At 49.7% G+C, this 19,526-nt stretch carries 18 protein-coding genes; 16 read left to right on the forward strand and 2 right to left on the reverse strand.

What is annotated here, in order from left to right:
* The first annotated feature begins 46 nt into the window (after positions 1 to 46).
* The 3 genes from NSS83_RS03190 to NSS83_RS03200 are packed head-to-tail and all read left to right on the forward strand — an operon-like array spanning position 47 to position 2,252.
* Positions 47 to 760, forward strand: coding sequence for an ATP-binding cassette domain-containing protein (locus NSS83_RS03190; protein ID WP_341347643.1), 714 nt, complete (start codon positions 47 to 49; stop codon positions 758 to 760).
* Complete coding sequence (locus NSS83_RS03195) at positions 757 to 1,506, forward strand: ABC transporter permease (RefSeq protein WP_341185777.1); 750 nt, start codon at positions 757 to 759, stop codon at positions 1,504 to 1,506. Before NSS83_RS03190 ends, NSS83_RS03195 begins: the two co-directional genes overlap by 4 nt.
* Complete coding sequence (locus tag NSS83_RS03200) at positions 1,503 to 2,252, forward strand: ABC transporter permease (protein ID WP_341347644.1); 750 nt, start codon at positions 1,503 to 1,505, stop codon at positions 2,250 to 2,252. Before NSS83_RS03195 ends, NSS83_RS03200 begins: the two co-directional genes overlap by 4 nt.
* A gap of 9 nt (positions 2,253 to 2,261) precedes the next feature.
* Here the strand turns inward: NSS83_RS03200 and NSS83_RS03205 are convergent, their stop codons facing one another.
* Positions 2,262 to 3,143 (reverse strand): alpha/beta hydrolase, encoded by an 882-nt coding sequence (locus NSS83_RS03205; protein WP_341347645.1) that lies wholly within the window; start codon positions 3,141 to 3,143, stop codon positions 2,262 to 2,264.
* 101 nt (positions 3,144 to 3,244) lie between these two features.
* On the opposite strand from NSS83_RS03205, the gene NSS83_RS03210 reads away from it, so the two are divergent.
* Positions 3,245 to 4,153 (forward strand): LysR family transcriptional regulator, encoded by a 909-nt coding sequence (locus tag NSS83_RS03210; RefSeq protein ID WP_341347646.1) that lies wholly within the window; start codon positions 3,245 to 3,247, stop codon positions 4,151 to 4,153.
* A gap of 72 nt (positions 4,154 to 4,225) precedes the next feature.
* Here the strand turns inward: NSS83_RS03210 and NSS83_RS03215 are convergent, their stop codons facing one another.
* Positions 4,226 to 4,861 carry an FMN-dependent NADH-azoreductase gene (locus NSS83_RS03215; RefSeq protein ID WP_341185773.1) on the reverse strand — a complete coding sequence of 212 codons (636 nt, stop codon included), beginning with the start codon at positions 4,859 to 4,861 and terminating at the stop codon, positions 4,226 to 4,228.
* 244 nt (positions 4,862 to 5,105) lie between these two features.
* Between NSS83_RS03215 and NSS83_RS03220 the strand changes: the two genes are divergently transcribed.
* The 12 genes from NSS83_RS03220 (at position 5,106) to NSS83_RS03275 (ending at position 19,526) form a co-directional block, all read left to right on the forward strand.
* Positions 5,106 to 6,680, forward strand: coding sequence for a peptide ABC transporter substrate-binding protein (locus NSS83_RS03220; protein WP_341347647.1), 1,575 nt, complete (start codon positions 5,106 to 5,108; stop codon positions 6,678 to 6,680).
* A 280-nt stretch (positions 6,681 to 6,960) separates the two neighbouring features.
* On the forward strand, positions 6,961 to 8,700 hold the full coding sequence (locus tag NSS83_RS03225; RefSeq protein WP_341347648.1) for an ABC transporter ATP-binding protein: 1,740 nt from the start codon (positions 6,961 to 6,963) through the stop codon (positions 8,698 to 8,700).
* A gap of 150 nt (positions 8,701 to 8,850) precedes the next feature.
* Entirely contained in the window at positions 8,851 to 9,597 is a 747-nt protein-coding gene (locus NSS83_RS03230) for an SDR family oxidoreductase (protein WP_341185770.1), read from the forward strand.
* A gap of 45 nt (positions 9,598 to 9,642) precedes the next feature.
* Positions 9,643 to 9,990, forward strand: a complete 348-nt coding sequence (locus NSS83_RS03235) for a winged helix-turn-helix transcriptional regulator (protein ID WP_341185769.1) — start codon at positions 9,643 to 9,645, stop codon at positions 9,988 to 9,990.
* Positions 9,991 to 10,196: 206 nt separating this feature from the next.
* Positions 10,197 to 11,765 (forward strand): ClC family H(+)/Cl(-) exchange transporter, encoded by a 1,569-nt coding sequence (locus NSS83_RS03240; RefSeq protein WP_341347649.1) that lies wholly within the window; start codon positions 10,197 to 10,199, stop codon positions 11,763 to 11,765.
* A gap of 191 nt (positions 11,766 to 11,956) precedes the next feature.
* Positions 11,957 to 12,793, forward strand: coding sequence for a class I SAM-dependent methyltransferase (locus NSS83_RS03245; RefSeq protein WP_341347650.1), 837 nt, complete (start codon positions 11,957 to 11,959; stop codon positions 12,791 to 12,793).
* A gap of 92 nt (positions 12,794 to 12,885) precedes the next feature.
* Positions 12,886 to 13,908: a hypothetical protein gene (locus tag NSS83_RS03250; RefSeq protein WP_341347651.1), complete on the forward strand. Its 1,023-nt coding sequence runs from the start codon at positions 12,886 to 12,888 to the stop codon at positions 13,906 to 13,908.
* A gap of 45 nt (positions 13,909 to 13,953) precedes the next feature.
* Entirely contained in the window at positions 13,954 to 14,256 is a 303-nt protein-coding gene (locus NSS83_RS03255) for a MazG-like family protein (protein ID WP_341025366.1), read from the forward strand.
* Positions 14,257 to 14,366: 110 nt separating this feature from the next.
* Positions 14,367 to 15,815, forward strand: a complete 1,449-nt coding sequence (locus tag NSS83_RS03260; RefSeq protein ID WP_341185765.1) for an MFS transporter — start codon at positions 14,367 to 14,369, stop codon at positions 15,813 to 15,815.
* 232 nt (positions 15,816 to 16,047) lie between these two features.
* Positions 16,048 to 16,236, forward strand: coding sequence for a hypothetical protein (locus NSS83_RS03265; protein WP_341185764.1), 189 nt, complete (start codon positions 16,048 to 16,050; stop codon positions 16,234 to 16,236).
* A gap of 109 nt (positions 16,237 to 16,345) precedes the next feature.
* On the forward strand, positions 16,346 to 17,902 hold the full coding sequence (locus NSS83_RS03270; protein WP_341347652.1) for a BCCT family transporter: 1,557 nt from the start codon (positions 16,346 to 16,348) through the stop codon (positions 17,900 to 17,902).
* Between the two features lie 676 nt (positions 17,903 to 18,578).
* Entirely contained in the window at positions 18,579 to 19,526 is a 948-nt protein-coding gene (locus NSS83_RS03275; protein WP_341186804.1) for an ABC transporter permease subunit, read from the forward strand.

Consider the following 19,526-nt stretch of genomic DNA (forward strand, 5'->3'; position numbering starts at 1 on the left):
CCTTGCATCTGTATACTTAGCACCATAACGAAAGGATGTGTTATGGTTGCTTACCATCAATAACTTAGTCAAACGCCGCGGTAAGAAGGAAATTCTGTCCGGGATCACCTTCGAAGCCAGACCTGGAAGAGTCACAGGATTCCTCGGGCCGAATGGGGCCGGCAAAAGCTCTACACTCCGTATCCTGCTCGGACTGGATCATGCCACCTCCGGCAGCGCCTTGATTCATGGCAAGCCCTTCGCAGAATTACAGTATCCGCTGCGAACCGTAGGTGCTGCACTGGACGGATCTGGAGCCCATCCGATGCGGACAGGACGGGCACACCTGCGCTGGATTGCTTCCGCCGCCGGACTCCCCCGCTCCCGTGTCGAGGAGGTGCTGGATATCGTTGGTCTTACTAAGGCAGCCGGCACTAGAGTCAAGCGATATTCTCTCGGCATGGGGAGAAGACTGGGGATTGCCGCAGCGCTGCTTGCAGACCCGGAGATTCTGATTCTGGATGAGCCTGTGAACGGACTCGACCCGGAAGGTATCCGCTGGATTCGGACATTTCTGCGGCAACGGGCTGAGGCCGGGAATACGGTGCTGCTCTCCAGTCATCTTATGGGCGAGCTGGCCGAGACGGTAGACGATGTGGTGATCATTAAGCAGGGGAGAATCGTTGCGGATGGCACACTCGAAGCGGTGACCGGCAAGTACTCCACGCTGGAGCAGGCTTTCTTCGCCCTGACCTCGGGACAAGCGGGTGAGCTGCGATGAGGGCCGTTCATGCGGAATTGTCCAAGCTGTTCTCCCTGCCGGGCATCTGGCTGGCCTTTCTTATAGGAGTCTTGGGACCTGCCGCCTTTGCCGCTCTGGACTGTATCGCGCAGAAGGAGGATATTCTGGCTGGTATTACCACACGGCTGCCGGAAGTAGGGTTTCTTGGATTAGGCTTCGGGGTACAAGGCGTCATTCTTCTGGGGGTGCTGGCGGTCAGCAGTGAGTATGCGACAGAGAGTAGTGAGACCGGACACGGGCAGCAGATCATAACAAGCTTAACGGCGGTATCCTCCAGGCTTCAAGTGCTCTTGGCAAAAGCCGCAGCGGTGAGCCTAATCACCCTCCTGCTGTGCATCATGGCTATAGCGGCTATTGTGCCGGTAACGCGTCTGATTCTCGGAGAATTCGCCCCGGCCATGGAGTGGACCAGACTGGCCGGAGCCATGGGTTACTGGATGTTCACTGCGCTGATCGCCTTCAGCTTCACGGTTCTGACGAAGAACGGCATGATCCCGCTCACAGTGCTTATGATCAATTCATCGCTGGTATCCTTCAGTGTCCTGCTCGCTAAGGTGACGAAGCTGGCCTATTACTTACCGGACAGGGCGGGCATTGACATGTTCATGTCTATGAGCGATGCCTATCACACCCCGCTGGCAGGCGGTCTGGTGATGCTGGCCTGGGCAGCCGTTCTTTTCGCTATTGCAGCAATTGTCTTCCACAGGAGGGATGCCCGAGCATGAATATCCCGGCTGGCAGGAAGTTCACAAGAATCCTTGGTGCAGAATGGGGGAAGTTAGTCACCCTGCCTGCGGTATGGCTCATTCTGGCAGGGACATTCGTCGCTCAGTGCGTAGTGACTGCGGCTTATACTTCTGTGGCTCTGCAGGAAGGACCAGGAATGTATACGATCCTGAATGCAGGACTGGCTTCAATGAAGTATCTGCAAGCAGGCTTCATGATGCTTGGAATAACAGCCACAGCTTCAGAGTATACAGGGGGACAGATAAGGACAACGCTCACTACGCTCCCCTGGCGCGGGCTGCAATTGTCCGTGAAGCATCTGGCATTGGCTATGATTGCGGTGCCTGCGGCCTTCCTTATGGCCGGATCTGGTGTACTGTATAGCTTAACGATGCTCAGAGACACTTCCGCAGACATTGAACCAACCCTGATGGCCGCGAGCTTGGCAGGGGCCACGGGTTATTTAACCTTAACCGCTCTGCTGGGTGCAGCGGCAGGCGCTATTTTGAGAAGAACCGCTCCCGCCCTGGTCATCCTGCTTGGTTATTATTTCATTGTCAGTCCATTGGCTGGAGCGGTTCTGCCTGACTATCTTCCAGATGCCGCTGGCTATTACATGTATGCGCCGCCTTCCCCCGATCCCCACAATACTCTTACACGAATGCAAGGGACAGGCATATCCATATTATGGACAATGCTCTTCATAACAGCAGCGGTTGTGCTACACCGTAAGCGGGATGCTTAGGTTAAGAACTCATCTTTGGATGATGTCTACAATTTGCTTCAAGGCCTTCTTGGCTTCAGGAATAGGGAACACTGGAAACACATGATTCATCTTCGGATACTCGTAATAACAGATGTTAACGGAATTCAGGGAGGCCAGCTTTCTGAATTTCCGGGCATCCGGCAGGAAGAATTCATGCGTCCCGATGAACAGCGTAATGGTTCCCAGATTCGTAAGCTTTCCATAGATGGGACTAACCAGATAGTGTGTCCCCGGAAGATCCCCTGCGTATCTTTTCCCCGCTTCCACTAACGTTTCCCAGTCCAGCATGGGTTCTGCGTCCAGCATATTTGCGATTTCAGGATTGCTTAGGGTAATGTCAAGCCATGGAGACAACAGAATGATGTTGCCCGGCTGCGGCAAGCCTTGTTCAGACAGATATTGAGCGAAGGCCAGGGACAGCCCGCCGCCGGCGGAATCGCCCATAATCACGATATTCTCAGGCTTCCCGTTCTCCAGCAGATGCTTATAGACACTCAGAACACTCAGGACTGCATCCATGACCTGATAGTTCGGAGCCTTCGGATATACCGGTACATAGACTGTGCAATTTAACTGCCGGGTTACCTTGTGCAAAAAATGCCAGTGCCATACCAACGGCTGTTCAACATATCCTCCGCCATGGATAAAGAGAATCTGCTTGGCGTCCGCCTGGGAAGCGGATTTCAGGATATAGGTGTCTACCGGAAAACGGTTGTCCTGGCTGATCTTATATTTGGACTGGAGCTTCACGGGCAATTCATAGGGTTGACTGTTTATCACTCGGCGCTGCTCCATGTACTCTCCGGCGTTAATTTTCTTTTTATTCAGGAATAGCAGCCGCTCTACCAAGAAGCTTCGTATACTGCGCATGTTATCGACCTCCTTCCTTTAGAATACAGGATGATTATGATAAAATATATTTAAATATATTTTAGTTATCTAAACAAAAAATTAAGGATGGGACCGATTGCATGAACATTTCACAGCTGCAATATTTGATGTCGGCGGCAAGTCTGGGCTCATTTACCAAAGCGGCCAGCGTGCATCATCTGACAGTGCCGACCATCAGCCAGTCCATTAAACAACTCGAGGATGAGATGGATACCGTTATTTTTCACCGCACCAAAAAGGGAGTGGCCCCCACCAAAGAAGGTCTGCTCATCCTGCAGCATGCGGCAGCTATCCTTAAAAATATTGAATCGATGCACACCGAATTATCCGGTCTTAAAGAAGAACATGTAGAGAGCATCACCATATCGGCCATTCCCGGCCTGGTTCACCAGGTGGTTCAGGCCACGCTGGAGCTGATGATCAAGTCTCCGTTCCTGAAGGTGCAGATGATCGAAGGGGATACTGAAAGCGTCATGAAGCATGTGCAGGAAGGGGAGGCGAATATGGGAATACTCTCATACAGCCGCGCCCAGCAGAATGCTGTATTTGAATGGCTGCCCCTTGTAGAGGGCACTGCAGTGTTAATCGTGAATGCCGCTTCTCCATTGCGCTACTATACAACTATCACCCCGGAGGATTTGAAGAATGAAGTGTTTGTACTCTACAAGGATGAGCATATCGGGAAGATCGCCCGCCATTTGATGTCTGCACATGCGTCGAACCGCATTGCGCTGGTAACCAACAATACAGATGCCTTATGCCAAATGGTCGTTAAAGCGAACGCGATTACCATCGCCCCGGACTTTATAGTAAATGCTTTATCTTCAGTCTACCATGAACACTTGGTTACTATTCCGTTACAGCAGCTTGCGCTGGATCAGGCCATTCTGGGAAGAATCACCCGGGCCGGAGAACCGGTTTCAGCGAGGGTTGAAGAATTTACAGCTAAGCTAATAGGTTTTGTGGACCCTGGTTTGCCTGCTCCTTAACATCCTGAATTACAAAAAAACTCTGACTGCATACATGCAGATCAGAGTTTTCTTTGTTCTCCATTCATATCCTTAGAAGGTTTGGGCAAGATCTTGTGCACGGCGGATGGCAGCTGCTTTAATCTCCTGAGCCTCAGCCGGAACTTGATTATGACCTTCAACGAACAAGCCTTCGAAGGAAGGGACGCCGAAGAAGTTCATCATCACCCCGAGATGGCGGTGGCCCATTTCAAGCTCTGCTGCAGGTGCTTCAGAGTAGAACCCGCCGCGTGCCTGGATGTGTAGTGCTTTTTTGTCTGTCAACAGCCCTACAGGCCCTTGTTCCGTATACTGGAACGATTTCCCTGCCACCGAGACTGCATCAATATAAGCTTTCATGACTGGCGGGTAGGAGAAGTTCCAGAAAGGCGTTACAAATACATATTTATCAGCCTGGATAAATTGATCCGACAATTCAGCGAGGCGTGTAACCTTAGCCTGCTCCTCAGTGGACAATTCGCTGAATTCTGTGCCTGAACGGAGTTTGCCCCATCCGCTGAATATGTCTGCATCGATATGAGGAATATGCTCTTTATACAAATCAACAGCAATGACTTCGTCCTGCGGATGTGCTTGCTTGTAGGCTTCAATGAACGAGTTGCCGACAGCCATGCTGTAGGACTGCGTTTCATCATGCGGGTGAGCGGTGATGTATAATACTTTTGCCATAATTAGTACCATCCTTTGTAATGTAATTTTTATCTTGTAACCATGTCTGTTACATGTGATTATAATAGTTACATGTCGTACATTTGTCAATACGAAATTATATATTTAACTTAAGGCAGTCCATTGATGCGAAGGAACATATTCCACTATGAGCAGCTGCTGGCCGATAATGTTCACATAGTAAAATTTACCGGATATGCTAAGATGGGAGGGTGTGACATTACATAGCTAAGGGGAAATTCAGATGAGAAAAGTTTGGTTAGCCACGCTGGTTATTCTGCTAACGGTGCTGGGGAGTGTGCCAGGTAGCAGTGTATCCGCAGCGGCAGAGAAGCAGGTGCTGCGGATTGGTATGGATGAATTGCCGATTCTGCTGGACCCGCCAAGCATTGAGGCCGGAGACCAGGATAAGACAAGCGTCATTAAGGCATTGTATGAGGGGCTGGTCCGGCTGGACAAGAACGGCAAACCCGTTCCCGGTGCAGCCCAATCCTGGACGGTAGGAACGGATGGTAAGACCTACACGTTCAAGCTACGGACGAATGCCAAATGGAGCAATGGCAAGAAGCTGAAGGCCGCCGATTTCGTCTATGCCTGGAAGCTGGCGCTTACGCCGGGGCGGGAAGCTGGATATCTGTACAAAATGTACTATGTAGCCGGGGCAGAGAACTATCATACCGGCAAGATGAAGGATTTTGCCAAGGTTGGGGTGAAGGCCATCAATGACAATACCCTCCAGGTCACGCTTAAGGCCAAATATGCCTATTTTCCTACTCTTCTGGCGGAGCCGGAGTATTATCCGGTATCGCAGGAGGCCAAGGAAGCTGGAAGCATCTCGAGTGGACCTTTTCAACTACAAGCACGGACCAATACGGAGATCAAGCTGGTTAAGAATCCTAATTACTACGACGCTGCGTCCATCCGTCTGAGCGAGGTTGATCTGCTGTCTCCCCTGGGCCTGAATTCGGAGAATGCGACAGCGGCCTTCGTCAACGGACAGGTGGATTGGGTGGGGGGCGGAAATACCCCGGTTGATTTTGCATACGAAGCTCAGATAAATGAGGATGACTACACATACGCTCCTTATGCTTCTACCTACTATTATCAATTCAATCTGGGGCAAAAGCCCTTCAGTAACATAAATATCCGCAAGGCGCTGACCTTGGCTATAGACCAGGACGAGATGCCGATGCCCATACCAGCCTATGGCTTCGTTCCTTGGACCCTTTTCGGTTCTAAAGCACAGTACCGTGCAGAGGTCAGCGATACTGCGTTTGACCGGTCTAATGTGAACAAGGCCAAGGAGCTGTTAGCCAAGGGGCTTAAGCAGGAGGGGCTGACCGCGCTTCCGCCGTTCACTATTAATGTCAATGAAGGTGAAGCTCATGCGGCAGTGGCAACAATGGTTATACAGCAATGGAAAGAAAAACTGGGCGTAACCGCCACGATAGAATCGCAGAAGTGGGGGAGCTACCTGGCTAAGCGGTTAAGCGGGAGCTACCAGGTTACCCGCGCCGGCTGGTCCGCAGATTATAATGATCCGGCTTCATTCCTGAATTTCTTCCGTTCGGACAGTGCTGACAACGATTCGGGCTGGTCGAACAAAACGTATGATCAATTCGTAAAACAGGCAGAGCAGACCTTCGATTCAGCGAAGCGAATCCAGCTGTATGCCAAGGCTGAGCAATTGCTGATGAAAGAAGCAGTGATCATTCCGGTGTATAACTATGTAGCCGATATTCTGCGCAATCCCCGGATTGCCGGTGTGTACATCGATTATGACGGCTCCATCGCCTTCAGCCGGGGGTATTGGAAGTAGGCTCCCTTAATCATTCATAATAGTCAGAAGCCAGCGATTCCTAGCGGACGCTGGCCTATTTGGTTGTTTAGGAAATCCTGCCAAAAGTGCAACAATCCTGCTCCTTACAAGCGGCCGGTGAGAGAAGACACCCGCATCCTTCACCCGCAGGGTGATTTTATTCCGTTTTAATGATCCTATAATTTGACAGGTGATTACCTATTATTAGACAGGTTAACTTCATTTTCCCTGTCCGGTATGCTTACATAAGCTGCGCTCTTTGAAGGAGGTTTTGCGGCTTATGAATCCGACCCGTACGTTGATTAAGGAGATATTGTCTAATAGTAAGGGAATCCTTGTTATGATTCTATTCTTCAATATAGTAGCCGCATTTGTCTCGACGCTTCAGCCCCGCCTGTTCAAAGATCTGTTCGATGACATTCTGCCAGGCAAGCAGATCGGTACGGCTGCATTCTCCATGCTTTTGCTAATTCTTATTCCCGTGGTTTACGCCGCCTTGAACAGCGTCACCACTTACTACAATAATGAGCTGGGCAACCATTTATCCAAGAATCTGCGCCTGCGGCTGTTCACTGACATACTCCAGACCCGGCCAAGAAACATGGACAGTATCGGCAAGGGGGAAATCATTAACCGGATCACCTTACAGGTGGGGATGCTGTGTGAAATTTTCGTGGTGGATACCCTGATGTCCATCGTCTCGAATACGATCCTGCTGATCGCTACCCTATGGATCATGTTCTCAATGAGTACGGAGCTTACGCTCGCGGCCATCCTCTCGTTTCCTCTATGTATGTATGGCTTCAGACGTTTCAGGAGTAAAACAGAGCGGCTGGATAAGGAATACTATTGCCTTTTGGAGAAGGGCATCCATTATTTGAATGATTTCTTCACGAATCTGAAGGCGGTCCACCGATGTAACGGACATCAGGCGGAGCAGCAGCGGTGGAGCGACTGGAATGACGAGATGTGGAAGAACTCCAGACGGTCCAGGCTATTTCATCATGTGGTGTTGAACCTGGTCGCGGATACGGTCATTTCCATCATTACGGGTATCATATACGGCTATAGTCTGTTCCTGATTCTGAAAGGGCGCATCTCACCAGGCACATTGCTGGCCTTCATTATAATCCTTCCAAGGCTTTATAGCATTTTCAAGTCGCTGTTTACGCTGAACGTTGATAGGAACCGCATGAGGGTCATTATTAATAACCTGAATGACATCCTTGAACTGGAGAAAATCTCATCAGGAGCTACAGCTCCCGGCTATCACCGTGTCCCTCTCCTGGAGATGAGGAATGTCTCCTACCGGTATGCTCCGGCAGATTCTTTTGGGATCACCGGCTTTAATCTGGACATTCAGCCTGGAACCTTCGTGGGGATTGTTGGATTAAGCGGCTCAGGGAAATCTACGATATTCGAGCTGATACACAGGTTCATAGAGCCGGATGAAGGGGAAATCTGCCTGGGCGGGGTTCCGATCCAAGAACTGGACATCCATGAACTAAGAAGATATGTTGGCTATTCCCCGCAGAAGGGAGTGTTATGGAACAAGTCCATTATGGACAACATCATTTATCCTCTGCAAAAGGAAGACATGAACGAAGAAACATGGCGCAAATTCAGCACTGCTGTTGAGCTTGCCCAAGTGAATTCATTCGTACAAGCCATGCCAGAAGGGTATGACAAGCAGGTGGAGAACCATGGAGACAATCTCTCCGGCGGCGAGGTCCAGCGGATTCTATTAGCACGGGCATTCATGAGTGAACCCCGTATCCTCATGCTGGATGAGTACACCTCGGCCCTGGACGCCTTGACGGAAAGTGACCTGAACGATACCTTGCTGAGCCTGAAGGGGAAGCAGACGATTCTGGTGATCGCACACCGGCTGTCCACTGTGAAGAATGCAGATGTTATTCTAGTCGTGGATAAGGGCCTCATTGTTGAGCAGGGCAGTCCGGCAGAATTACTGTCCCAGCAGGGAGTGTATTATAGGATGGTGGAGAAGCAGAAGATTTAGCGCTTCAGCAGATTAATCTAGCCTTAGACCGACTCAATTATCACCTTTTGGTGACTATATCACAAAAAAGTGGGTACTGTTTTTCTTGTAACTTTTCCCCCATACTAGCGTTCATAGGAACTACAAACCATAAAAGGAGTGTATAATAGTATGGGCAGATTTGACGGGAAGGTAGCAGTTGTAACCGGAGGGACAAGCGGCATCGGGCTGGCGGCGGCACAACAGTTCGTACAAGAAGGGGCTTACGTGTATATTACAGGACGCAGACAACGTGAGCTGGATGAAGCCGTTCAGCAGATTGGCAAGAATGTTACAGGCGTTCAAGGGGATGTCTCAAAGCTGGAAGATCTGGATACCTTATTCGACACAGTAAAGCGGGAAAAGGGGCACCTGGACATTCTTTTTGCCAATGCCGGACTAGGGTCATTCCTGCCGTTAGGCGAAATTACGGAAGCCCACTACTACAAGACTTTTGATGTCAACGTCAAGGGAACTATTTTCACCGTACAAAAGGCATTACCCTTATTCCCTAACCAAAAAGGTTCCATTATCCTGACAGGCTCTACGGCCGGCTCGTCCGGGGTCCCGGCGTTCAGTATCTACGGTGCCTCCAAAGCAGCGATCAGACAGCTCGTCCGCAACTGGATTCTGGATATGAAAGGGACGGAGATTCGGATGAACGTCCTTAGTCCGGGTTCAGTCGTCACACCGGCATACGATGAATTGTTTGGCTCCGAACTTGAGAATTACCTCGAACAGGCCAAAGTTGATATCCCGCTCGGCAGAGTTGGGCAGGTAGAAGAGATCGCAAATGCTGTCATGTTCCTGGCCTCTACGGAGAGCAGCTATTTGAATGGCATTGAATTATTCGTAGACGGCGGAGTGGCTCAAATCTAAATCAGCTTAACGTGTGTGTATCAACCCGGGAGATGATGGATTGTTATGAAAATCTTTCACTGTGAACTGGAAGTAACGCTAGAGGTGATCGGAGGGAAGTGGAAGGGGCTTGTTCTGTATTATTTAATCAAAGGACCCAAGCGGACAGGGGAGCTTAAACGGCTTGTTCATAATATCTCGCAAAAGATGCTAATCCAAACGCTCCGGGAACTGGAGACAGACGGGTTAATCCGCAGAACCATGTACAATCAAGTACCGCCTAAGGTGGTATACTCAACGACAGAGCTGGGGCAATCCCTCGAACCCGTTCTGAGATTACTCTGTAACTGGGGAGAGAATTACGCCGAACAATCCTATGCTCCGGGTGAGATTGAGATTTTGAATTTGGAATAAGTGTTGTCTTTTTTATCCGGACATTGTTAAAGTGGCTGTGTAAGCTGTCACGGCGCGCAATCCGGCATTACAGTATAATATAGGTAACCGGAAGAGCCTGCTGTCAGCAGGCTCTTTTTGACTCGCGGCACAAAAATCATGGATTTTATAAGTTCATACTGTTAGCATAATAGCTATGTCAAAAAAATGAAAAGAAGGTCTGTGCATTGAATCAGCATTCGATCCGCAAACAGCTGGATACTTGGTTTGATTTCAAATTCCGGCTTCTGGCAGGCGGCATAGCCGTAGGCATACTATCAGGTACGGTGGTTGTTATGTTCCGTTTTGTGCTGGAGGAGTCACTTAAGCAATCTTTAATTTTTTATCAGTATCAGAGAAACCATCTATGGGCGGTCCCATTCTGGCTGGCGGTTCTGGTTCTGGCTGGCTGGTGTACAGGAATGCTTGTTAAGAAGCAGCCCGGCATTTCGGGAAGCGGCATTCCCCAGGTAAAGGCCGTGCTTCAGCACCGGCTCCAGCTTAACTGGTGGAAGGCGGTCACCGCCAAATTCGTTGGCGGTGCGGTCAGCATCGGAGCCGGTCTCTCCCTGGGACGGGAAGGACCATCGATTCAGATCGGCGCTCTGATCGCCGAAGGATTCAGCCGTGTGTTCCGCAAATCGAAGACAGAGGCGCACATCCTGATTACATGCGGGGCCAGCGCGGGACTTGCAGCCGCCTTCAATGCGCCTATCGCGGGTGTTATTTTCGCCCTGGAAGAGGTGCACATGAATTTCTCCCCGCTGATTATGATCTCCGCCTTGACCTCGTCGCTGGTGGCTGATTTTATATCCAAAGAGTTCTTCGGACTCGCCCCCGTGTTCAACTTCTCTGGGATGGGATTGCTGCCGCTGTCCAGTTATTATCATCTGGTGCTGCTGGGGATGCTGGTTGGCATATCAGGCATCGGCTTTAATAAGGGCTTATACTTCTTTCAGGATCTGTACGCCAGAGCGAAGTGGATGCCGGCACAAGCCCGGCCGGTGATTCCTTTCGTGCTGGCTGGTGTGCTTGGACTGACATTCCCGGCAGTTCTAGGAGGAGGAAACGGCTTAATCAACGATTTGGTCGCAAGCCCCTATCCTATAAAGGTATTGCTGCTTCTGCTGGTAGTGAAATTCCTGTTCACCCTCGTCAGTTACGGTTCATCTGCACCCGGCGGGATCTTCCTGCCAATGCTTGTTCTCGGAGGGCTTATCGGTACCCTATACTGTCAAATTGCCAACGGCCTGCTGGGAGGCCATACGCTGGATGAAGGTTATTTGCTGATTGCCGCCATGGCCGGCCTGCTGACAGCAAGCTTGAAGGCTCCGATCACCGGCATCATTCTGATTACGGAAATGACCGGCTCCTTTACGAACCTGCTTCCGATCGGTATTGTATGTCTTACCGCTTATATGACGGCTGAATGGTTCCGTTCCTTGCCCGTCTATGAAGTGCTGTTGGAGAGATTCCTGCACGGGAAAGACGCTGTGGATCATACAGATGTAAATAAAATCCTTCTGGAGATCCCTGTGCATCAAGGCTCGATGCTGGATGGAACCGGCATAGGCCAATACCAATGGCCGGACCATTGCCTGATCGTATCCGTCAAAAGAGGAACTGACGAAATCATTCCTACCGGAAGCCTCGTGCTTCAGGCAGGGGATACCCTGGTCATTCTGACCAACGACAGCCATTCCCCGATTATTCTGGATACCGTTCGGCAAGTGGCCCATGTCAGTTCCCTGGTATAGCCCTAGTAGCAACTTCGATAATCATCCGGCTGATCGGTCTGGGAAATTTAGGATGCCAAATGGAACGAGGCCTAGTATAATAGGAGCAGACGGATTCCAAGGAGGAGGTGGTTGTATGAGTGCAGGCGATATTAGCGACATTAGCGGTATTACTCCGATGTTCCAATTGAATATGAAAAGGAGAGGCTTTCATGAGCTACAACCCCGAAATCCCGAGAACCCGGTATGACAACTATGGTGACCGTGAATGGACACGGCTTACGAAGGATGGTCCCGGCGAGCTTTTGTATCAGGTGCATCTGGATATTCTTCAGCGTTACATCCATCCTACAGATACAGTGCTGGAGATTGGCGCAGGTTCAGGCAGGTATACCAAGGACATCGTGACCATGTGTTCTGAGTTGACCGTCGCTGATCTGTCGGGCCATCAGATTGAATTCAACAAGTCCAAAATGCAAGAGCTGTCCCTGGCGGACAGAATCAAGGCATACCATGTACTAGATGTGCTGGATATGAGCGTGTTTGAAGAGGGTACGTTCGACACTGTGGTATGTATCGGCGGTGTCATTAACTATCTCTTGGACAAAGAGTCAGATGGTATCCGGGAGCTCCTGAGAGTACTGAAGCCGGGCGGGATACTGATCCTGGGATCGATGAGCTTCATCGGTGCTTCCATGTATTATCTGGAGGGCATCCGCTATGAGAAAGACCAGTTCGGGATTGATGCTACAAGATGGATCATGAACACAGGAATTCAAGATGAAGAGCATTATCCCGTTCCGAGCAAGCATTACATCCACATGATGAGAAGCTCTGAATTAGATGCTTTATTAGCCCGGTTTCCGGTTAATATTCTGGAGAGAAGCTCTGCCGGACTATATACGCAAGCTGGAGACGCTGCCTTAGAGAACGCCCGGGCTGACCAGGAATTCTGGAAGCTGATTGTCGAACAGGAAATTGCGTTCACCAAACTGCCGGGCACGCTAGATAGTGGAATGAATCTCATTTATGTGGCACGCAAGTTATAAGGCTGCCGCTCAATAAGTATGGCTAAGTCAAAATCCCGTCTGCCACAAACAGGCGGGACTTTTTATATCCGAAGGAATGGGGGATCACGGGAATGGGAGTATGGACTAGCTCAATGAATGGTGCACCTTGGACAAGAGGTAAAATGGATCAGGCGGTGAAGGAGCTCAGACAGCGGGCGCTTATTTCGTATGTCATCGATGTGGACAAGCCTCAGGATCTGCTGGACTTAGATCAGCATGTATTTGCCGAGCGCCCGGATCTGGTCTTGTCGATTAGCCAAGCGGACAAGAAAGTGCGCTATCCGGAGGAATTGCTACAGACTCTAGCGGAACTACGGCACATAACAGCCATAGAGTTGAATCTGTTTCATACTGTGGATCTGAGTGTGCTTGGCAAGTTGGCGCGGCTGCAGTTTTTATCCATTACGGCCAAAAAACCTATAGACCTAAGCTTCCTCGCAAGCTTCAAGCAGCTGCAATATCTCTCGGTCCATGGGCAATTTCAGGACTTAACGCCGATAGGCGATGCTTCCAGCCTGGATACCTTAGTCTTGCGGACTACGATTCATGAGCTGGAGTTTCTCCGCCGGTTACCGAAGCTGCTGTGCCTCTTCATTCATGACTCCATCTTGAAAGGGTCACTGGATACGCTTGCAGATTCTACAGTCCCCATGCTGAGTCTGGCGGCTATCCGTAACTTAACGGAGCTAGATGCCCTGGAGTCCATGAGCAATCTTACATACCTGCACTTATCTTTGCCGAAGGTCGAGGCTTTGTGTGACTTCTCTAATATGCCGGGGCTTATACAGCTTGAACTCGATAACATGAAATCTCTGGAGGATATTGACCCTTTATGGACCGCAACGCAGCTTGAAATGTTACAGCTAAGAGAGATTTCTGCAGCCGTGACTGCGAAGGAGTTAGAGCCTTTGACCGCAATGAAGCATCTGAAGCAGGTGGACTTCCAGTACCTTGATCTCAAAAAAGGAAGGATTGCAGCCTTACGTGAGTCGTTTGCCCAGGCCGGCAAGAGCCAACTATTGTATGAGAATATCACCGAAGCCCAGCGGATCAAGCCCATGTCGCTAGTGCATTTGCGCAAGCATATAGGATAAGTTCAATAAGTTAGTTCAATAAGACAGAAGATAGGGGTGGATACAATGATTGATTTACTACAACTTCAAAAGAGAGTGTATCAGAACAAGCTGGAGAAGGGGTTCAATGTTACTGATATTTATCAGGAATTCTGCCTGACCCACGGCGAACTGTCAGAAGCCTGCGATGCTTACCGGAAGAAGAAAGACGACCTCGGCGAAGAATTGGCGGATGTTGCCATCTACCTGATTGGACTGGCGGAGATTCTGGGGATTAACCTGGAAGAAGAGATCATGAACAAAATCGTCAAAAATGAAAAGAGGAGCTATGAGAATAAAGATGGCGTGCTGTTAAAAGTGACGGAATAATCAATCTTTTGTTCCTCCTTAAGTCCTAATGCAAAGTAATTCATGTTAAAATCATTAAAGTGTGAAAACAATCCAAGTGGTATATTCACTACAAAAAGGAGGATAACAGCTTGATCAGTCCATCCCAGTTCATCCACAATAGCCCTCCTAAGTCTCTGTCGGCCCGCAAGGGCTATCACTGGCTTGTCGTTTCAACCGTATGCATCGGCGCATTCATGGCGGCGCTTGACGCAAGCATCATCAATCTGGCTCTGCCGTCCCTGGTTGCGCAGTTGAATGTATCCATGGCAACGGTGGAGTGGATCAGCCTCGTATATCTGCTCACACTAGCATCGCTTGTCATTCCCTTCGGCCGGTTAGCAGATATGCTGGGCCGCAAATGGATGTACACCGGCGGATTCACAGTATTCCTGATCAGTTCATTACTCTGCGGGCTGGCGCCAACCTTTGGCGTTCTTTTGCTTGCCCGGGTGTTGCAGGCTGTAGGCGCAGCGATGCTCCAGGCGAACAGCGTAGCGATCATTACGGCCGCGACCCCGCCGCAGCATCGGGGCAAAGCGATCGGAATCCAGGCCAGTGCACAGGGCATCGGTCTCAGTCTGGGGCCGGTTATCGGCGGCGGACTTTTGGCCATGGGAGATTGGCGCTGGCTATTCTACATTAACATTCCTATCGGGATCATCGGGACGATTCTCGGGATTCTGCTGCTTCCGCAAGATAATGCCAAGAAGAGGGAATCGTTCGATCTTTGGGGGATGATATTCCTCATTCCGTTTCTGGTTTTTCTGGTCTATATCCTTAATAACGGAACCGCTCTCGGCTGGGCTTCACCGGTTATATTAATCGGGTCATTCAGTGCATTGCTGGCCTTGACCTCGTTCATCCGGGAAGAGCAGCATGCGCCCGTTCCGCTGATGGACCTGGCGTTGTTCCGCAGCAGCATCTTTATCCGTGGAAATCTGACAGGGTTCTTAGCCTTTACCGTCATGTATAGCGTGCTGCTGCTCAGTCCGTTTCTGATGGAGGCTGTCTTCCATGCCAATTCTATCCGTGCGGGACTGTATCTGTCGTTTGTTCCGATCGGGATGACGCTAATGACGCCGGTCTCGGGCTATCTCGCGGACCGGTTCGGCATCCGGCTGCCCGCTATTACCGGTATTGTTGCGCTACTGATAGGCTGTGCCGCTCTGGCGTCGATTCGCAGTGATGGCGACATTGCCCGGCTCCTGCTCGGTTTGGGGCTGGTGGGCGGAGGCATGGGCCTGTTTACGCCGCCCAACAACAGTAATGTCATGGGCAACGTACCGGCGGCACGGCTTGGCGTGGCTGGAGCAACGCTTAATATGAGCCGGACCATCGGCATGGGCATGGGCGTCACGCTGGGCGGGACACTTTACCGTCTGGCCCAGAATATTTTCCCGGAGGCAGGACTACTTACCGCGTTTCGGGCGTCGTTCGCCTGTATAAGCGTTATGGGACTCGCAGCATTGGCCGTTACCTGTATTCCGCAGCCCAATCCGACGAAGTACGATGAAGCCCATATCGAATATTATATTTGACGGCCGGCCTTGTGCTTTACCCGAACACTTGAAGGAGTGAGAGCCTGCAATGAGCGGGCTCTTTCTTACTGGGTCTTCCTGATTCCTTATTGCTTCATAGAGTTAATGAATAATTGGAAAGATCCGGGGTCTAAGTTTTCGGAGAATTTCGTGCATAAGCACAGGGGTATAATGCAAAAACTTATATAGTGCAAATATACAAGAAGATTTGATTTCTCAGGAGGTTGGCACAATGACAACTCAGGACCCTAAGGAGCTTTTGAAGCTGAAGCATGAGCAGGATGAGGAAAAGAGACAGTTCAGTAACTTTGCCCGGGCTGTATCCGAAGGCGGGGAAGTAGAAGCAGGTCAGGAATTCAGCAATGACCGGGTGCCTGACGACCAGAACCGGATGAAATCGGTGGAGAACAGACAGAACTGAGCAGGACCCTGAAGGAAAAGACAATGGATAGACCCTCAGGAAGCCTCTAATGCGTTCTGAGGGTTTTCGTTCTGCCCATTATACATATATAATCACTGGAGGTTCATTTATGGTTTTTATCATCTCAATTACCATTGTAGCGATTTTTGCAATATGGGGAGCTGTAGCGCCTGATCAGATGGCAGCTGCAGCTAATGCTGCGTACAATTTCTCCATTCATAATTTCGGCTGGTTCTATTTGCTGGCGACTTTATTTTTCTTAATCTTTACTTTCTACTTAGCCTTCAGCAGGTTTGGGGGGATTCGTCTGGGAGACGACGATGATGAACCGGAATATTCCACGATATCCTGGCTGTCGATGTTATTCAGCGCAGGGATGGGGATCGGGCTTGTCTACTGGGGAGTGGCTGAACCGTTGTCCCATTACTTATCTCCGCCGGAGGGCGTAGCGGGAGGGACGACAGAAGCAGCTCGGATCTCCATGCGGTATTCTTTTTTCCACTGGGGACTGCATCCATGGGCCATCTATGCCGTCATCGGACTGACGCTTGCCTATTTCCAATTCCGCAAAGGGTATAAAGGCTTGATCAGCTCCGCCTTCATCCCTTTACTGGGGGAGAAGCTAGTTTCCGGCTGGCTGGGCAAAACAATCGATATTTTAGCGGTGATTGCCACTATTTTTGGAGTAGCGACCTCTCTTGGCCTCGGGGCTCTACAGATTAATGGAGGGTTGCACTATTTATTCGGGCTTCCGAACACGGTAGGCGCTCAGATTGCAATTATTGCTGTAGTGACCGTGCTGTTCCTCATCTCAGCTACCAGTGGTCTGGACAAGGGGATCAAGATCCTCAGTAACACCAACTTAGTCATCGCCGTTCTGTTGATGCTGTTCGTATGGATCACAGGTCCGACCTCATTTATTTTTGATACATTTACAACCACATTAGGCAGCTATCTGCAAAATATCGTCAATATGAGCTTGAGACTAACGCCTTTTTCCAAAGGGACCTGGGTCGGGGCCTGGACCTTATTCTATTGGGCCTGGTGGATTGCCTGGGCACCCTTTGTCGGAACGTTCATTGCGAGGGTATCCAGGGGAAGAACCATTAAGGAGTTTGTCATTTGCGTGCTGATTATACCGAGTCTGTTCGGCTTCCTCTGGTTTTCGGTATTTGGCGGAACCGGCATGCAAATGGAGTTGTTCGACGCTGTCCAACTGGCCGAAGCCGTCAAAGGAGATACTACGACAGCCCTCTTCGTCATGCTGGAGCAACTGCCCTTAGGCACCATAGTATCGTTCATAGCTACGATCCTGATTATGATCTTCTTCATTACATCAGCCGATTCGGCTACCTTTGTACTGGGCATGCTGACCTCAGACGGCAAGCTTAACCCAAGTGCAAGAGTCAAATTGACCTGGGGGATTCTGCAATCCTCCATCGCTGTAGTCCTGCTGATTAGCGGCGGGTTGGGCGGACTTCAGACCGCTTCCATTGTAGCAGCGCTGCCTTTTGCCATTGTCCTGATCGGCATGTGCTTCTCCCTGCTTAAGGCACTCAAGGAGGAGGACAAAGAACGCCGTCAACGGGAAAAACGCCAACGCCAGAAGCTGAAGCAGCTGCTGGAGGAACATGAAGCAAGTGATATCAAGGAGCTACTACAGTAGTAACGCTTAATTAAAAAAAATTTCTACAGGCCCTGCCCCATGAACAGGTGGTGTGTGTTAAAGATTACAACAGATAACCTGATACAGGAACCTACAGGGTTGCAGCTGGTTGTAGAGTACTTAACCAAAGGCTTTGGCGATAAGCCTGTATTGACTAGTGCAGGCAGCGATTGCAGACCGGGGCGACGATATAGACGCGCTGTTCGACTTAATGTCTATAGAAGAGAGTGACCGTCACAAGCTGATTAAGCATTATTCGCACGTCGGTACATCATTTACTGCTGTATTACCTCCTCCAGCCTTATATCCCGGATATGACAACGAGTAACCCTTTGTTTACTTGGCTGAATAGCCTGGGTTCGATTGGTTTCCTTGTAGCCTTCTTGCTGCGTCCGGACCCCTGGAGCTTAGCTGTCGTCATTGCCTTACTGGCTGTAGTGTATTTCATTAGTGTAATTCCGCTTGTCTCACGGTACTCAGGCAGCCGGTTTAGCCTGAAATAATATATATTGGATGAACCCTCAGAAACGCTAACCTAGCGTCCAGAGGGTTTTTTCGTAATCAGCCTTCATTCAAAATTCAGATTAATATCTTATAAGAAATTCTTGAAATCACAGAAATTCATCCATACAGGGGGATGCTATTATACCCATATAAACAAAGACGAGGTGATGAGATGCAAGCAAAATTGGCAGCGGACGCCATTCCCCTCCCCAAACAGCGGAATTCATGGATAAGGACGATAAAAAAATATAAAGTGATGTACGCGCTCTTGTTCCCGGCACTAGTATACTTTGCCGTATTCAAATACATTCCTATGGCGGGAATCGTGATTGCGTTTAAAAACTATAACCTTGCTTTGGGCCTATGGGATAGCCCGTGGGTGGGATTTAGAAATTTCACGGATTTTATGAACGGCGTTTATTTTTGGGACATCATGAGAAATACGATTATCATCTCGTTGTATAAGCTATTGTTCGGCTTCACTGCTCCTGTCCTGCTTGCTTTGCTGCTCAATGAAGTGTATACCCAATGGTTTAAGAAAATCGTACAAACGATTACTTATTTGCCCCATTTTCTGTCGTGGGTCATTGTGTATGGAATGATGGTGGCATTATTAGCCCCAGGTGATGGTCTGATTAACATGATTATGAAGGATTTCGGTGTTGAACCCATCTCCTTTCTAACGGAGCCTGCCTGGGGCAGACTGCTGATCATTTTATCTGAAATATGGAAGGATATTGGCTGGGGAGCGATATTGTACCTTGCCGCATTAGCAGGAATCGATCCTAGCTTATATGAAGCGGCCCGGATGGACGGCGCCTCCAAGCTGAGACAGTTATGGCATGTCACACTTCCCGGTATTCGCGGAGTCATGATCCTGATGCTGATCCTTAAGTTAAGCCATATTCTGGATGCAGGCTTTGACCAGATATTTATGTTCGCCAACACCTTTAATCAGGAGAAGATCGACATTATCGACACCTGGGTATACCGTGAAGGGCTTGAGCGGCTTAAGATCGGGCTCGCTACCGCTGTGGGATTGTTCAAAGCTGTCATCGGATTTGGTCTAGTGTTGGCAGCGAATAAGCTTGCAAAAAAATTCGACGGGCAAATTTGGTGA

Source organism: Paenibacillus sp. FSL H3-0469 (assembly GCF_038051945.1).
Classification (GTDB): Bacteria; Bacillota; Bacilli; order Paenibacillales; family Paenibacillaceae; genus Paenibacillus_AQ.

Coding starts and splice junctions, on each gene's coding strand:
- NSS83_RS03210 (WP_341347646.1), top strand. CDS start 3,245: ATGAACATTTCACAGCTGCAATATTTGATGTCGGCGGCAAGTCTGGGC.
- NSS83_RS03225 (WP_341347648.1), top strand. CDS start 6,961: ATGAATCCGACCCGTACGTTGATTAAGGAGATATTGTCTAATAGTAAG.
- NSS83_RS03265 (WP_341185764.1), top strand. CDS start 16,048: ATGACAACTCAGGACCCTAAGGAGCTTTTGAAGCTGAAGCATGAGCAG.
- NSS83_RS03270 (WP_341347652.1), top strand. CDS start 16,346: ATGGTTTTTATCATCTCAATTACCATTGTAGCGATTTTTGCAATATGG.
- NSS83_RS03195 (WP_341185777.1), top strand. CDS start 757: ATGAGGGCCGTTCATGCGGAATTGTCCAAGCTGTTCTCCCTGCCGGGC.
- NSS83_RS03205 (WP_341347645.1), bottom strand. CDS start 3,143: ATGCGCAGTATACGAAGCTTCTTGGTAGAGCGGCTGCTATTCCTGAAT.
- NSS83_RS03275 (WP_341186804.1), top strand. CDS start 18,579: ATGCAAGCAAAATTGGCAGCGGACGCCATTCCCCTCCCCAAACAGCGG.
- NSS83_RS03200 (WP_341347644.1), top strand. CDS start 1,503: ATGAATATCCCGGCTGGCAGGAAGTTCACAAGAATCCTTGGTGCAGAA.
- NSS83_RS03245 (WP_341347650.1), top strand. CDS start 11,957: ATGAGCTACAACCCCGAAATCCCGAGAACCCGGTATGACAACTATGGT.
- NSS83_RS03220 (WP_341347647.1), top strand. CDS start 5,106: ATGAGAAAAGTTTGGTTAGCCACGCTGGTTATTCTGCTAACGGTGCTG.
- NSS83_RS03250 (WP_341347651.1), top strand. CDS start 12,886: ATGGGAGTATGGACTAGCTCAATGAATGGTGCACCTTGGACAAGAGGT.
- NSS83_RS03255 (WP_341025366.1), top strand. CDS start 13,954: ATGATTGATTTACTACAACTTCAAAAGAGAGTGTATCAGAACAAGCTG.
- NSS83_RS03215 (WP_341185773.1), bottom strand. CDS start 4,861: ATGGCAAAAGTATTATACATCACCGCTCACCCGCATGATGAAACGCAG.
- NSS83_RS03230 (WP_341185770.1), top strand. CDS start 8,851: ATGGGCAGATTTGACGGGAAGGTAGCAGTTGTAACCGGAGGGACAAGC.
- NSS83_RS03235 (WP_341185769.1), top strand. CDS start 9,643: ATGAAAATCTTTCACTGTGAACTGGAAGTAACGCTAGAGGTGATCGGA.